14 protein-coding genes are annotated in these 14,397 nt (G+C 57.7%); 12 read left to right on the forward strand and 2 right to left on the reverse strand.

Features of this window, described 5'->3' with window-relative positions:
* Positions 1-11: 11 nt before the first annotated feature.
* Positions 12-1,532: a trimethylamine methyltransferase family protein gene (locus tag ACR0AA_RS19215; RefSeq protein ID WP_480756821.1), complete on the reverse strand. Its 1,521-nt coding sequence runs from the start codon at positions 1,530-1,532 to the stop codon at positions 12-14.
* A 184-nt stretch (positions 1,533-1,716) separates the two neighbouring features.
* On the opposite strand from ACR0AA_RS19215, the gene ACR0AA_RS19220 reads away from it, so the two are divergent.
* Together ACR0AA_RS19220 and ACR0AA_RS19225 are read left to right on the forward strand one after the other, a co-directional pair.
* Entirely contained in the window at positions 1,717-4,152 is a 2,436-nt protein-coding gene (locus ACR0AA_RS19220) for a GcvT family protein (protein WP_480756823.1), read from the forward strand.
* A 90-nt stretch (positions 4,153-4,242) separates the two neighbouring features.
* Entirely contained in the window at positions 4,243-5,214 is a 972-nt protein-coding gene (locus tag ACR0AA_RS19225) for a LysR family transcriptional regulator (RefSeq protein WP_480665591.1), read from the forward strand.
* On the opposite strand, the gene ACR0AA_RS19230 is transcribed toward ACR0AA_RS19225, so the two are convergent.
* Entirely contained in the window at positions 5,211-6,236 is a 1,026-nt protein-coding gene (locus tag ACR0AA_RS19230) for a LacI family DNA-binding transcriptional regulator (protein ID WP_480665592.1), read from the reverse strand. The genes ACR0AA_RS19225 and ACR0AA_RS19230 overlap by 4 nt on opposite strands.
* 137 nt (positions 6,237-6,373) lie before the next feature.
* Between ACR0AA_RS19230 and ACR0AA_RS19235 the strand changes: the two genes are divergently transcribed.
* From ACR0AA_RS19235 to comE, 10 genes are all read left to right on the forward strand, one after another.
* Positions 6,374-6,559 (forward strand): hypothetical protein, encoded by a 186-nt coding sequence (locus tag ACR0AA_RS19235; RefSeq protein WP_480665593.1) that lies wholly within the window; start codon positions 6,374-6,376, stop codon positions 6,557-6,559.
* 24 nt (positions 6,560-6,583) lie between these two features.
* Positions 6,584-7,729, forward strand: a complete 1,146-nt coding sequence (locus ACR0AA_RS19240; protein WP_480756826.1) for a TRAP transporter substrate-binding protein — start codon at positions 6,584-6,586, stop codon at positions 7,727-7,729.
* A gap of 111 nt (positions 7,730-7,840) precedes the next feature.
* Entirely contained in the window at positions 7,841-8,353 is a 513-nt protein-coding gene (locus tag ACR0AA_RS19245) for a TRAP transporter small permease (RefSeq protein ID WP_480665595.1), read from the forward strand.
* An 11-nt stretch (positions 8,354-8,364) separates the two neighbouring features.
* A complete protein-coding gene (locus tag ACR0AA_RS19250; RefSeq protein WP_480665596.1) occupies positions 8,365-9,693 on the forward strand; it encodes a TRAP transporter large permease in 1,329 nt (442 codons plus the stop codon).
* 12 nt (positions 9,694-9,705) lie between these two features.
* Positions 9,706-11,013, forward strand: a complete 1,308-nt coding sequence (gene hisD / locus ACR0AA_RS19255) for a histidinol dehydrogenase (protein ID WP_480665597.1) — start codon at positions 9,706-9,708, stop codon at positions 11,011-11,013.
* A complete protein-coding gene (locus ACR0AA_RS19260; protein WP_480665599.1) occupies positions 11,006-11,767 on the forward strand; it encodes an SDR family NAD(P)-dependent oxidoreductase in 762 nt (253 codons plus the stop codon). The genes hisD and ACR0AA_RS19260 overlap by 8 nt, the downstream gene beginning before the upstream one ends.
* Positions 11,764-12,744, forward strand: a complete 981-nt coding sequence (locus tag ACR0AA_RS19265) for an alcohol dehydrogenase catalytic domain-containing protein (RefSeq protein ID WP_480756831.1) — start codon at positions 11,764-11,766, stop codon at positions 12,742-12,744. Before ACR0AA_RS19260 ends, ACR0AA_RS19265 begins: the two co-directional genes overlap by 4 nt.
* A 23-nt stretch (positions 12,745-12,767) precedes the next feature.
* Positions 12,768-13,178 (forward strand): universal stress protein, encoded by a 411-nt coding sequence (locus ACR0AA_RS19270; RefSeq protein ID WP_480665601.1) that lies wholly within the window; start codon positions 12,768-12,770, stop codon positions 13,176-13,178.
* 48 nt (positions 13,179-13,226) lie between these two features.
* A complete protein-coding gene (gene comD, locus ACR0AA_RS19275) occupies positions 13,227-13,733 on the forward strand; it encodes a sulfopyruvate decarboxylase subunit alpha (protein ID WP_480665602.1) in 507 nt (168 codons plus the stop codon).
* On the forward strand, positions 13,730-14,287 hold the full coding sequence (gene comE / locus ACR0AA_RS19280) for a sulfopyruvate decarboxylase subunit beta (protein WP_480665603.1): 558 nt from the start codon (positions 13,730-13,732) through the stop codon (positions 14,285-14,287). The genes comD and comE overlap by 4 nt, the downstream gene beginning before the upstream one ends.
* Positions 14,288-14,397 lie beyond the last annotated feature (110 nt).

Genomic DNA, 14,397 nt, shown 5'->3' on the forward strand with positions numbered 1-14,397 from the left:
CCCTGTGGTTTTCAGATCAAAATGCGAAACCGTCTGCGAATTTCGGCGTCCTGTTCGGGCGTAAGATATTCTGGGTGATGGGTGGCCAGAACGTCCTTGGCGACTTGATTGGCGGACGACCATGCATCCTTGGCGCCGTCATCTTGCCAGGTGCGCGGTTCCTGTCGGTCCGCAAGCACGGGATAGAAGTAATCCCGCTCCATCGCGGCATAAGTGTGTTCGCTGCCCAAAAAATGCCCGTCACCCAAAACCGATTGGCAGATGGCGTCAAAGCCAAGGTTCTCTTCGGTAACTTCGATCCCGCGCAAGGCGCGATAGGTGTGCGAATGCATTTCGTTGTCCAGAACAAAAGCCTCGAAACTCGCGCCCAGCAGCGATGCGGTCATGCCCGAACTCTCGTAGATCAGATTGCCCCCGGCCAGCGCGGCGGCAAGTGACGTCATCCCCTTCTCAACCCCGTATTGCGCGTCGATGGCTTTGGCGTCCGTCATCGAGGCCGCGACGCCGGAAGGCAGCCCCATCCAATTGATGATCTGCGCGGATGCTGCGTTGAGAATCGCCGTTTCGCCGCTGCCTCCGGCGAATGACCCGGTTCTGAGATCCACGATGAAGGGCCAATTGGAAAACACCATCGGAAAGCCGGGTTTGATCGTGTTGACCATCACAAGGCTGGCCAGTGTCTCGGCCAGCGATTGCGCCAGAAATCCGGCCAATGTTGCCGGGGCCGTCGCCCCTGCCTGCGCGGCCGTGATACAGGACATCGGTATGTTGTGAGCAATGCATTCATAGACGACGTCCACCGCATCCTCGCCATATCTCAGCGGAGAAATGACCGGACTGATATGGGCTTTCAGAAAGGGCCTTTTGGCAAATTCACCTGGCCCTCCAGCCACGATATCCAGCATCTCAATGATAGGGCCAACATGTTCGGCCAGTGTGAACGAGGTGGCCACCGGCTTGGTCGTGTTGCGCACCAGCGCGTAGACCGTGTTGACGTCCAGATCGACTACGTCGGGCACGTCGGTCGCCACGCAGCACCGGGTGAACCAGCTGACATTAGCCAACGTATCCTGCAGTCGCGTGAAGTCATGCAGATCGGCCAACGTGGACGGGCGGTAAACCCCGCTGTCGATGTCCAGAGTCTGAACCGCGGCGCCACCGGTGCCGAAGAATACGCGGTCACCACCCACCTCGATAGAACGGCTTTCATCCCGACCGTGGAACACGAAATTTTTGGCGGCCGAGTTGATCGCGCGCTGGACCATCGCGCGCGGAAACACCAGGCGGTCCTGCGCAACAGGTTGAGCACCGGCAGCTAGGAGATCTGCAGCAAGCCGTTCCGGAACGCTCCCCATGCCCAGCTGCTCAAGCAGACGCAGGGCGGTGTCGTATATCTGCTCGATTTCCGCCGGGCTCAATGGCTTGAACGCGCCGCCTTTCTGACCGGGCGGGCAGGGATCGACAACCGGTTTGGCGGCACGCTGTGCATGGCGCGCTTTTCGACCGCTTCGTTTCGTACCCTCCGATGTCATCCGGCCCAATTCCCTTACTCTGTTTTCTGCACCGTAAGACGCAGAACGAGCCGACATCAAAGCGGAAACGCCATTTTCAGAATCCGAAATCGCAGTTTCGATTTTCCAGCACCGGCATTTGCGCGGTTGTCGCGGTAACCTGTAATTCCGCAAGACTTGTCCGGGACCTATGGGAGCAAAGCCAATGAAGTCACGGACCAGAGCCGTTGTGATCGGTGGCGGGATCGCAGGATGCTCGACACTGTATCACCTGACCCAAGAGGGGTGGAGCGATGTGATGCTTGTCGAGCGGGATGAACTGACCTCAGGCACAACATGGCATTCTGCTGCGCAGGTTACCAATTTCGGCATGAACCAGACAATGGTGGGCCTGAAATCCCATTCGATCCGATTGTACAAAGAGCTGGCCGATGATCCGGACTATCCGATCAACTACCATCACGGGGACGGTGGGATACGTCTGGCCAATACCGAAGGACAGATGCAGGGCTATCGCCATTTCGCCTCAATGGCCCGGGGAATGGATGTGCATTTTGAGGTGATTGATGCCGATGAATGCGCACGCCGCCACCCATTGATATCGACCGACAACCTGATCGGCGGTTTGTGGGACCCACTGGACGGAGACATCGATCCTGCGCAATTGTGTCAGGCGCTGGCGCGCCGCGCGCGCAAGGCAGGGGCGGAGGTTTATCGAAACACGCCCGTAACCGGATTGACGCAGCACAGCGATGATACTTGGACCGTACATACTCAGCACGGGGATATTGACTGTGACGTCGTGGTCAACGCCTGCGGCTACAGGGTCAATGAAGTTGGCGCGATGATGGGGGTCCATCATCCCGTGTCGTCGATGGAGCATCAGTATTTCCTGACCGAAGAGATACCCGCCATACGCGATGCCGATCACCGGATGCCCCTGCTTCGGTGTCCGATCAGCGACTATTACTGTCGGCAGGAAAAGAATGGCCTGCTTGTTGGGTTTTACGAACAGGGCTGCAAAACTTGGGGGATGGACGGGATCGATCCGAATTTCGTCAACGCATTGTGCCCTGACGATCTGGACCGAGTGACGGATGTGTTGGAAGGCGCCTTCGCTCGTATGCCTGCGCTGATGGAGGTCGGCATTCACACGGTTGTTAATGGGCCGATCACCTACACAATCGACGGGGCGCCACTGGTCGGACCGATACCCGGCAAGCGCAACGCGTATTGCATTATCGGTTTGCGCGCGGGCCTTGGCGAAGGCGGGGGTCACGGTTGGCTGCTGGCCCAGCAAATCGTGCACGGAGAAGCGTGTTATGACACCTGGTGCCTCGACCCGCGGCGGTTCACGGGCCACGCCAATGTGGAACTGACAGCGCTCAAGGCGGTTGAGGATTACCAGAACGAATTCCGGTTTCACTTTCCCCATGAGCACCGTCCCGCCGGCCGGCCGGCCAAGACAACCCCTCTAACGCCTGTTCTGGCATCCGAAGGGGCAGAGTTCACTGTGGTCAACGGGTGGGAGAGGGTGGATTACATCAAACCTTCCCCTGAATTCTCACCAACACACAGTTTCGATTTTGACGAAACCTTCGATCTGATTGCTGCCGAGGTTCGGAATGTTCAGACCGGCGTTGGGTTGGCCGAAGTGAACGGATTCAACAGGATCGAAATCACAGGCTCGGATAGGCACGCGTTTCTGGACCGGATGTTTTGCGGTGCCGTGACCCGGCGCGAGGGGCGCGTCGGGCTGGGCTATCTGCTGAACCATCACGGAATGGTCAAGGCCGAGGCAACGGTGGCCAATCTTCCCCGCAGTGACCGGGGGCCGGGTCGTGTGTGGTATGGCTCGGCCGCCGCAAGCGAGTTTCACGACATGGACTGGTTGCGGACGCACTTGCAAAGCGGCGAAGACGTTCACCTGCGCAGTCTCACAAATGATCAAACTATTCTGGTATTGGCGGGCCCCAAGTCGCGAGAGGTATTATCGGGTTGTGCCAGAGGGGACTGGTCCGCCCATGCGTTCCCCTGGCTCAGCGTCCGTGAGTGTTTCGTCGGCATTGCTCCGGTTACTGTCATGAACCTCAGTTTCTCGGGTGAGTTGGCCTACGAAATCCACGTGCCCAACGCCTCGCTCTATGCGGCCTATCTGGCGCTGCGGCGGGCTGGCGAAGCGCACGGTTTGAAACTGTTTGGCGCGCGGGCCGTTGAGACGATGCGCATGGAGAAGAGCTTTTTGCATTGGAAAGCCGACCTGATCACTGAGTTTGACCCTTATGAAACAGGCCTGGAACGGTTTGTGCGACTCGATAAGGGCGACTTCGTCGGGCGCGAAGCGTTGCTGAAACGGCAGTCGGAGGGGCCGCGCAAAAAACTCGTTTCGCTGCAAGTTTCCTCGACCCGTGGTCCCGCGCATCCAGGTGCGTCGCTTATGCTGGGCGACAAGGTCGTTGGCACGATCACCTCAGGTGAATGGGGGCATCGAATCGGTCTGAACCTGGCGCATGGATTTGTTGATCCTTCGGCAGCGGAGGTAGGCTGTGAAATGGAGCTGGACAGCTGCGGCCAACGCGTTCGCGCAAGTGTGATCCCGCCCTGTCCATACGACCCGGGTTTCGAGAGGATGCGGGCGTAGGCCCGGACCCGACCGCCAAATTCATCATTGCCGTAGAGGCAAATCTTTGCTTCGCTAGTTTCGAACAAATCGAAACAATGGTCGAATGCTGTGTCAAAGTCTTTAAGCCTGAGATGGCTGGAAGTTTTCCAGCTGATCGCCAAATCCGGATCAATCCAGCAGGTCGCGTCCGAAACGGGCTTGTCGATCAGTACGGTCTCGAACCATCTGCGCAGTTTGGAAAGTGCGCTGGGCATCGAACTGGTGGATCACGGTCGCAGACCAATGGGTCTTACACCGGCGGGCGAAGTGTTCGCGCGTTATGTCCGCGACGGCCTGACTGTTCTGAAGCGTGGTGAGGCGGAAATCCGCACGGGCAACTGGCAACATGCGACCGACCTGCGATTGGCGCTGATTGACGATTTCGATAACCAGATCGCACCTGACCTTGTTCGGTTTCTGGCGCAGGCCCTGCCGCGCTGCAATTTTCGGCATTTCACACGCCCAAGCCACGAAATCCTCGCCAAGCTGCAAGAGCACAAACTGGATGTCGGCGTCGCCACAAGACCACCGGGGCGTACCGAGGGGCTGATCGAGTATCCGCTTATGCGCGATCCGTTTGTAGTTGTGTTGCCCAACAGCTTTGAAGGCCGTCCCGAAGAGTTGTTTACTCCGGACGCGGATTTGCCATTGCTGCGCTACTCGCGCGATTACGTGATCGGAAAACAGATCGAGATACAATTGGCGCGCAGCAAGTTCAGCCTTCCGAACCGGTTCGAGTTGGAGTGCAATCAGTCCATCATCGGATTGGTCGCCCAAGGCAGTGGCTGGGCGATCACCACAGCGGCATGTTTTCACCGGACCCAGCGGTTCCATAACAGCGTCAAGGCCATGCCGTTTCCGGGCAGCAATTTTGTGCGGACCGTGTCGCTGTTCACTACCGAGGTGTACCCTGTCACGACCTCGGAATTGATTCAGAAGGTTATGGGGAAACTGATCCGGCAGCATTTCACGCGACCCATGTGCGCAAAGTACTCCTGGTTGAAAGACGAATTCCGCACCATGGAGTCAGAAGCCGCCTAGCTTTGGGGGGGGCTGCCCAGCGAAGGGCGATTCACGACGCGTGTCGCCAGCCGCTCACCAGTGCCAGTCGTTTGATTTTCGACCATCTCAATCAATTGCAGGGCTGCTTTGAGCCCCATTTCTCGATGCGGGACATGGACGGTCGTTAGTGCAGGGCTGACAATCCGGGCAAGTTCGATATCGTCGAAGCCTGTGATCGAAACATCGCCGGGTACGTTCAGCCCCAGCTCTTGTGCCTGCCGCAAGGCACCAGCGGCCAATACGTCGTTGCCACACAGGATTGCGGTCGGCGGTGTGTCCGTATTCATGAGATCGCGGAACGCGTTGGCACCATTTTCGATTTCATAGGGCGTTTCGATAATTTTCAGATTGCCGGTCTCGAGACCGCAGTTTCTGATCGCATCCCGAATGCCCTCAACCCTGAGGCGCGCACGATCGTTGCCCTCGACGATGCCAGAGATCACTGCGATCTGTTCATGCCCTAGTGAGATAACGTGATTTGCCAATTCGAACATGGCCGCGCGGTTGTCAAATCCAATGGAGGGGAGCCTTGAACCGGGCAAAAAGGACCAGGCGATCAAGGCCGGGACTTTCTGTTGGTTCAAATAGTCATAGATCTTGGGATCGCGATCATGACCGATCAGCAGCAACCCATCGGCACCACGGGCAATCAGTGTCCGGATCTGCTCTTCTTCGATGTCGGGTTTGTACGCTGAGCTGGAAACCAAAAGCGTGTAGCCGCGGTGGTGCAACTCTTCCTGAAAGGCCTGAAGGCCGCGTGCAAAGATTGCGTTTTCCATGGTTGGAATGATTGCGCCAATGGTGAATGACCGCTTGGCTGCCATGACGCGAGCCGCAAAGTTCGGTGTATATCCAAGGGCGTCAACGGCGGATTGAACACGCTTACGCGTGGCTTCTACCACCCGGTCCGGATTGTTGAGGCAGCGTGACACGGTTGCCGTCGAAACGCCGGCCATTTTGGCCACATCATCCAGTGTCGGCGCGGACCGAAGTTTCGCCATTTTCAAACTCGCAATTTGCTTTTTTCAATAAGTGTAAACCTAACTGCACTCAGAGGGAAGCAGTTATGTAAGCGCTTGCATTTTGGATGTAAGCGCTTACAAATGACGTCGGACCGATTCCAAAGGGAGTCCAAGAGATGTTTCTGGCTGCATCCATAATCGTGTTTGTCGTCTACTTTGCAAACGTGGCTTTGGGAGCATTTGCTGACAACGCCTTTCTTGGGGATGTCGGAGAGATGTTGGTTCTGTTCGCGGCGTCGATCCTGTTCGTTGTCGCAATTCTGAAAAAAGAGGCTGATCGCGACGCAGAAAGCGACGGCTGAATTTTTCCAATGGGAGGGCACTAAATGAAGAACGACAGAAACGAACTGGCGTCAGAAGAGCGCCGCAATTTCATGAAGCTCAGCGCCGGCGGCGCATTCACGGCCGCTCTGGTTGCCGGTGCCGGGGGCGTCCTGTGGTCGTCCGAGGCCGCCGCGCAGACGGCAAAAGAAGAACGTGAGCGTGAGCAAGCGGCAGACCACGTGATGACCGTCGCTACTGCCTATGTGCTGGGTGCATCGCGCAGTTATCCGATCATGCAACTGGATCTCAAGGAGAACATCCAGAACGCAACGAACGGCAAGGTCTATGTAAAGCTGGCTCCGGGTGGTCAGTTGGGGGCCGGTGGGGCGCTGGTGCAAAAAGTGCAGGGCGGCACCATTCAGGCCGCGCAGCATTCGCTGTCCAATTTCGCACCGTTTGCTTCGACTGTGGACCTGATCAACATGCCGTACCTGTGCGGTTCGAACCAGAAGTTCACCAACCTCGTGCATTCGGACACGTGGAAGAACGAGGTTCACCCGAAGGTCGAGGCCGCCGGGTTCAAGGCGTTGTTCTATGTGGTGATCGATCCGCGCGTTGTTGCGGTACGTCAGGGCGGTAACGCCATCGTAACGCCGGGTGACATGAGCGGTGTGAAGTTCCGCGTACCGGGATCAAAAATGCTGCAGCAATACTATCGTATGGTCGGCGCGAACCCGACGCCTGTTGCTTGGGGGGAGACCCCCTCGGCCATCAAGCAGGGGGTCGCAGATGCGCTCGATCCGTCGGTGGGTGCGCTGTATGTGTTCGGGTTCAAGGACATCCTAAGCCATGTGACCTTCACGCAGGCCGTGCCTGACAGTCAGGTCTATTCGTGCAACCTCGAATGGTTCAACTCGATGCCGCCGGACGTTCAGGAAGGCATCATGTGGGGCTCTGAAATGACCAGCCATCAGAACCTTGCCAAAGTTCCCTCGGCCCGTGCCTATGCCATGGCCGAGCTGAACAAGGCTGGTGTGGAGTTCCATTCGCTCAGCGCGGACCAACTGGCCGAATGGGAAAGTGTTGGCGGGTATCAGAATGCCGACTGGGATCCGTTCAAGACTGAATTGGCCGGGTCGATGGACGCCTTCGAGAAACTGGTCGAGGCGGCCGGTACGCAAGGCCAATACTACGTCCACGACGCCTGATGCCATCGCTGCGAGCGCTTCTCAGGCGCCCGCGGCACACTCAATCAGCCGGGCCGGAAAAAGCATAAATCCGAAGGCACTGGCTTGGCTGTCCATTCATCGAGGGAACCGATGACCTTACTGCAAAACATAGACCGCAACGCCGAGCGCTGGCTGCTGCTGGTGTTCTACGTGATGCTGGTCATCACAATGGCCATCGAGGTTCTGCGGCGTGAGATCTTTGCCTATTCCTCGATCTGGGGCGAAGAGATCGTCCGGTATTCGTTCATCTATTTGGCCTGGATCGGAGCCGCAGCGGCGGTCAAGGAACGCGCCCATATTCGCATCGACGTGATCATGCACTACCTTGGGCCGCGCCCCAAGGCGGTGCTGTATATCTTCGGCGATCTGGTGATGTTCTTGGTCGCGATCATCGCTCTCTATTGGTCGTATGAGGCGGTTCATGTCTCGGCCAAGTTCGGATCTGTCACCGACGGTTTGCGCGTTTCCAAGGTCTGGTTCTTGATGGCGGTTCCAACCGGCTTTGCGCTGATGATCTGGCGCCTGATCCAGTCATTCCTACGTGATCTTAAATCCCTTCGTGACGGCACTCCCGTCTTCGAAGGCGACAAGCTGTTTGACTGAGGGTGAGGCGGATGCTCTGGAACTCTCTCAATCAAACCGTGGAGCTGGGGTGGGATTTCTATGTCCCGGTGATCCTGTTCGTTGCACTGATTGCCATGGCGGTTCCGGTTTGGGCTGCGATTGGATCGGCGGCAATTGTCATGCTGGTCATGTCTGGCGATCTGCCTCTAAGTCTTGTGGGCGAGAGCCTGTTCACCGGCATTGACGCATTTGCCCTGACCGCTGTGCCCTTGTTCATCCTGACCGGTGACGTGCTGGTCCGCACCGGCCTGTCGCGCAAATTCTTGGATGTGGCCGAAGCTCTAACCTGTTTCGCTAAAGGCGGTTTCGGATCGGCCACGGTACTGGTCTGCGGCATGTTCGCGGCGATCTCGGGATCGGATGCGGCCGGCGCGGCGGCCGTGGGACGCATGACGATCAACCGATTGGTCGAAAGCGGCTACCCGCGTCCCTACGCCTGTGCACTGGTCGCGGCGGGGGCCTGTACTGGTATCCTGATTCCACCGTCGATTGCCTATATCATCATCGGCCTCGTGCTGGGAATATCTGCCTCGACTCTGTTCCTCGCCGCGCTGATCCCCGGTCTCGCCATTCTGGTTTCCATTCTTATCACCAACATCATCATGAACCGCCTCTACGCCTATGAGGGCGGCGGCATGATGACCATGGGCGAATGGCTGGCAAATTTAGGCAAAGCGCTGAAATCCGGCTGGTACGCTTTCATCGTACCCGGCATCATCTTCTATGGCATTTTCTCGGGCCGCTTGACACCGACCGAGGCCGGTGCGACCGCAGTGGTCGTCACCATCATCATGGGCTTCATCCTGCGCACGCTGACACTGGCCGATTTCCCGTCGATGCTGGTCAGTTCAGCCAAGGTGAACGGAGTTATCCTGCCGATCATCGCCTTTTCGGCCCCTTTGGCTGAGGCACTGGCGATCATGGGAGTGCCGCAGGGCTTTGTTGCTTCGGTCACGGCTATGACAGACGATCCGTACCTTTTGATCCTGCTGATGATCGGCATCCTGATCGCTGCGGGCTGCGTAATGGAAACGACGCCAAACATTGTTATCCTCGCCCCGATACTGAAGCCACTGGCCGACAATATCGGCATGAACGAGATTCAGTTCTGCATCATGATGATCACCGCGCTGGGTGTTGGGTTCATCACTCCACCGCTGGGCCTGAACCTGTTCGTCGTATCAGGCATTACGGGCGAGTCCATCCTCAAGATCGCAGCCCGTGCCGTGCCTTTTGTTTTGACAATGCTGATCGTGGTTCTTCTGATTGCGTATGTGCCCTCGGTTTCGACCACTCTGCTTCCTGAAATCTACCAATAGGACTTACCGAATATGCCGCGTGACTACCTGAAAAAGGCAACTTTGACACCGCAATCCCATGCCACGGAAGTGCATGACACGGTCAAGACCATCCTTGCCGACATCGAGGTCGGCGGCGATGCCAAAGCGCTGGAATACGCAGCCAAGTTCGACAAGTACGAAGGCAATGTCTTGATGAGCGCAGAGGAGATCGAAGCCGCCATCGCGTTGGTGCCGGAAAAGCTGAAAGCCGACATCCGCTTTGCACATGACAACGTACGCCGCTTTGCCGAAACGCAGAAAGCTACAGTTTCCGATGTTCAGATGGAGATCGTGCCGGGTTTCATCGCCGGCCAAAAGGCCATCCCGGTGGACGCGGCGGGGTGCTACGTGCCCGGAGGGCGCTATAGCCACATCGCCAGCGCGATTATGACCGTAACCACGGCCAAGGTCGCTGGATGTCGCCATATCACGGCCTGCTCTCCTCCGCGACCGAATGAAGGCGTGGCGCCCGCGATTGTCTATGCTGCGCATATCTGCGGGGCCGACAGCATCCTGGCGATGGGTGGCGTACAGGGCGTGGCCGCTATGACTTACGGCTTGTTCGATCTGCCGCGCGCGAACATCCTTGTGGGCCCCGGCAACCAGTTTGTGGCCGAAGCCAAACGTATTCTCTACGGCAAGGTTGGCATCGACATGATTGCGGGGCCGACCGACAGCCTGATCCTTGCGGATAGCTCGGCGGATGCGCATGTGGTTGCGACCGATTTGGTCAGTCAGGCGGAACATGGCTATAACTCGCCAGTTTGGCTGGTCACCGATGACCGCGACCTTGCACAAAAGGTAATGGATCTGGTGCCAGTGCTGATTGACGATCTGCCCGAGTTGAATCGGGAAAACGCCGCTGCTGCATGGCGCGATTATGCCGAGGTTATTGTGTGTTCTGATCGAGAAGAAATGGCGGCATGTTCGGATGAATACGCGCCTGAACACCTGACCGTTCAAGCCGAGGATCTGGATTGGTGGCTGGGTCGGTTGACCTGCTACGGCTCACTATTTCTGGGGGAAGAAACCACAGTTTCCTATGGTGACAAGGCAACCGGCACGAACCACGTGCTGCCAACGTCAGGCGCGGCCAGCTATACCGGCGGGCTGAGTGTCCACAAATACATGAAGATCGTCACCTGGCAGCGGGCAACACGCGAGGGTTCGAAATCCATCGCTGAAGCCACCGCGCGCATATCCCGCCTTGAAGGGATGGAGGGACATGCTCGTGCCGCGGATATTCGTTTGGCAAAATACTTCCCCGACGAACAGTTCGACTTAACCGCCGATGGATGACCCCCGCGCGTTGTTTGATCTGACTGGGCGGGTGGCCTGCGTGACCGGGGCCAGCTCCGGCCTTGGCCGGCGGGTGGCGCTGGTGTTGGCCGCCGCTGGTGCGCACGTGGTCGGCGTGGCGCGTCGGGCTGAGGCGTTAGCCAATTTGCAGGCGGAAAGCGGCGATAACATAGATACCGTCGTCGCAGACATAGCCGAACGGTCCCGGGTTGCGTCGTTGGCCAATCAGGTCGGCGCCAGATTTGGCCCGCCGGATATCGTGGTGCATGCAGCGGGGGTCAACACCCGCGAACCGGCCGACGAAGTGACTGCTGACGGCTGGGACCAGACCCTCGCCTTGAACCTGAGCGCGCCGTTCTTCCTGAGTCAGGCATTGGTGCCCGCGATGAAGGTCAAAGGGTGGGGACGGATCGTAAATTTTGCCTCGCTGCAGACAACGCGCGCCTTTCCCGGCGGGGTCGCTTACGGAGCCAGCAAAGCCGGTATCGGACAGTTGACGAGGGCCATGGCCGAAGCGTGGTCATCTCACGGTATTACCGCCAATGCCATCGGTCCGGGGTTTTTCCCGACCGAGCTGACACAGGCCGTGTTCGACGACCCTGAACGCGCTGCCCGTAACGCTGCACAGACCTGCATGCACCGAAACGGGCAGATGGCGGACATCGATGGACCGATCCTGTTCCTGTGCTCACCGGCGTCAGATTATGTCACCGGGCAGGTTTTGATGGTTGACGGAGGGTTCACAGCGAAATGAAAGCGCTTGTTTACCAAGGTGTTGAGCAATTGACCTATGAGGATGTTCCCGATGCCTCGCCCGATATCGGTGAACAACTGATCCGGGTTGAGGCTGTCGGAATCTGTGGCTCGGACATGCATGCTTATCTGGGTCACGATGCGCGCCGTCCAGCGCCTCTTATTCTGGGCCACGAGGCCGCGGGCATCATTGTTGGCGGGCCACGTGACGGTACGCGAGTGACGATCAATCCGTTGGTAAATTGTGGTGAATGCCCGGCTTGCCAGGCCGGGCGCGAAAACCTGTGTATTGACCGCCAGATCATCTCGATGCCTCCGCGCGAAGGGGCATTCGCGCAATACGTCGCTATGCCAGATTCCAACTTGGTAGAGGTTCCGGATCACGTGACTTTTCAGCAGGCGGCGCTGGCCGAACCACTTGCTGTCAGCTGGCACGCCGTCCGGTTGGGCCTTGAGGCGCTGCACCCTGCAATGGGACGGCAAGCGCTGGTGATCGGAGGCGGCGCAATTGGTGTGGCTGCCGCGTTGGCATTGAAGGCTGCAGGTATCACAGACGTGACTCTTGTCGAACCAAACGAGCCGAGGCGCGTGTACCTGCAGGAGCTTGATGCTTTCAAAACCCGCGCAGCCACGACTGATAACTACCCTTTGGTGATCGATGCCGTTGGCTTCACAGCAACCCGTGCTGCCGCTTCGCAGCTTGTTCAGCCGGGTGGCGTGGTAGTGCATGTTGGGCTGGGCGAAGACACAGGAGGTTTGGACATACGCCGTATGACCTTGCAGGAAATCACATTTATCGGCACCTATACGTATACGGCCGAGGATTTTCGAAAGACCGCGCAGGCGATTTTCGATGGTCGTCTGGGCGCGTTGGACTGGGTGGAGGAGCGGGCGTTGCCCGACGCTGCCGCCGCGTTTCGTGACCTGCGGAGTGGTGTGGTCGCCGCGCCAAAGATTATCCTCGCTCCCTGGGTCTAGGCCCGGCAGTAACGGAGGTATTCATGTATAAAAAAATTCTCGTACCAATGGCGTTGGATCACGGAATTTCCCAACACACTTTGGAAGTTGCCCGGGCGTTGTCGGCAGAGGGTGCCGAAATCGTGGCCTTGCATGTCTACGAAATGCCCCAAGGGTCCGTCAGCGCCTATCTCGACAAGGATGTCGTCTCCGAAGGGTTCCGCGCGGCGCGTAACCTGTTGAGAGACAAGGTTTCAGGGCTCGAAGGTGTACAGGCAGAAATCGTCAAGGGACACACGGCCCGTACGGTAATCGATTTTGCTACTCAAAACGACTTTGACTGCATTGTCATCGGTTCGCACAAACCCGGCATCAGCGACTATTTTCTTGGATCGACTGCGTCGCGCGTCGTCCGTCATGCGCCCTGCGCCGTGCATGTGCACCGCAGGCTTTAACCCGTAAATCGCGCCACGCGCGCCCCATACAGGACTGACAAAACGGATATGAACATAGACAAAAAAATCACCGACGATCTGGTGGCCAACGATATTTCGTTTGTCACCACCGTTCCGTGCAAGCAGCTGGCCGGGGTGATCGAAGAGATCGACGCGCGCGAAGGGATCTATCACATCCCTTCCAACAAGGAAGATGAAGGAATGGGCCTGTGTGCCGGTGCATGGATGGGGGGTAAACGCCCCGCCATAATCATGCAGAACACAGCGATCGGTGTGACGATCAACACGCTGGCGACGTTGATCCAGTATTACCGGATTCCTTTGCCAATGCTGATTTCTTATAGGGGCGAATTGCGTGAACCCATCGCCTGTCAGGTAGAAATGGCAGTGCATACCAAGGCGCTGTTGGCGCAACTTAACATCCCGACCTACCACTTCCATAACCAGTCAGATGTCGAGGAATTGGACGCGATCCTGAAATACACCTTCATGTGCAACAAGCCGGTCGCCATTCTGACTGACGCCAATTTCTGGGGAGGCTATGGCGACCAATGATCCGTTCTGAAATCCTGAAAGAAATCGCGCCGATCCTCCGGGATCAACTGGTCGTCTGCAATATCGGCATTCCCAGTCAGGAACTGCACGCCATCGACGACCAGCCCACCAATTTCTACATGCTGGGCACGATGGGTCTGGCCTCGTCCATCGGCCTGGGGTTGGCTTTGTCACAGCCGAAACCGGTGATCGTGATCGACGGCGACGGGTCGGTTCTGACCAATCTGGGCACCTTGCCGACCATCGCCAACAATGTGGCCGACAACTATATCCTTTTGATTGTCGACAACGGCTCTTACGGGTCGACCGGGGATCAGCCGACTTATGCCGGCCAAAAAACCTCTTTGTCCAAGATGGCGGAGGCGGCAGGGTGTGAGCGCGTAATCGAGTGTCGCGCCGAAGACACCGGTCGCGTTTTGCAAGAGGCTCTGGATGCCAAGAAAATGACGATCATCGTCAGTAAGTGTGAAAGCGGCAATGCCAAGATGCCGCCGATTACAATGGACCCCGTTGTTATCCGCGATCGCTTTATGAAAGCAGTGCAAGGCACTTAACGCATTCCGCCGAGTAAACCCCAAACAAACGCCGCCTGTCACAAGGCGGCGTTTTTCGTTGGCGGGCAAGGGTCGGTTTGGTGCAAAGAATGCAATGTGATATTACGTTG

Source organism: Ruegeria sp. CE8 (assembly GCF_056537465.1).

What these genes read in the sequence shown, in the direction of transcription:
- ACR0AA_RS19215 (WP_480756821.1), bottom strand. Translation starts at nt 1,532, where the DNA reads ATGACATCGGAGGGTACGAAACGAAGCGGTCGAAAAGCGCGCCATGCA.
- ACR0AA_RS19220 (WP_480756823.1), top strand. Translation starts at nt 1,717, where the DNA reads ATGAAGTCACGGACCAGAGCCGTTGTGATCGGTGGCGGGATCGCAGGA.
- ACR0AA_RS19230 (WP_480665592.1), bottom strand. Translation starts at nt 6,236, where the DNA reads ATGGCGAAACTTCGGTCCGCGCCGACACTGGATGATGTGGCCAAAATG.
- ACR0AA_RS19235 (WP_480665593.1), top strand. Translation starts at nt 6,374, where the DNA reads ATGTTTCTGGCTGCATCCATAATCGTGTTTGTCGTCTACTTTGCAAAC.
- ACR0AA_RS19240 (WP_480756826.1), top strand. Translation starts at nt 6,584, where the DNA reads ATGAAGAACGACAGAAACGAACTGGCGTCAGAAGAGCGCCGCAATTTC.
- ACR0AA_RS19245 (WP_480665595.1), top strand. Translation starts at nt 7,841, where the DNA reads ATGACCTTACTGCAAAACATAGACCGCAACGCCGAGCGCTGGCTGCTG.
- ACR0AA_RS19250 (WP_480665596.1), top strand. Translation starts at nt 8,365, where the DNA reads ATGCTCTGGAACTCTCTCAATCAAACCGTGGAGCTGGGGTGGGATTTC.
- hisD (WP_480665597.1), top strand. Translation starts at nt 9,706, where the DNA reads ATGCCGCGTGACTACCTGAAAAAGGCAACTTTGACACCGCAATCCCAT.
- ACR0AA_RS19260 (WP_480665599.1), top strand. Translation starts at nt 11,006, where the DNA reads ATGGATGACCCCCGCGCGTTGTTTGATCTGACTGGGCGGGTGGCCTGC.
- ACR0AA_RS19265 (WP_480756831.1), top strand. Translation starts at nt 11,764, where the DNA reads ATGAAAGCGCTTGTTTACCAAGGTGTTGAGCAATTGACCTATGAGGAT.
- ACR0AA_RS19270 (WP_480665601.1), top strand. Translation starts at nt 12,768, where the DNA reads ATGTATAAAAAAATTCTCGTACCAATGGCGTTGGATCACGGAATTTCC.
- comD (WP_480665602.1), top strand. Translation starts at nt 13,227, where the DNA reads ATGAACATAGACAAAAAAATCACCGACGATCTGGTGGCCAACGATATT.
- comE (WP_480665603.1), top strand. Translation starts at nt 13,730, where the DNA reads ATGATCCGTTCTGAAATCCTGAAAGAAATCGCGCCGATCCTCCGGGAT.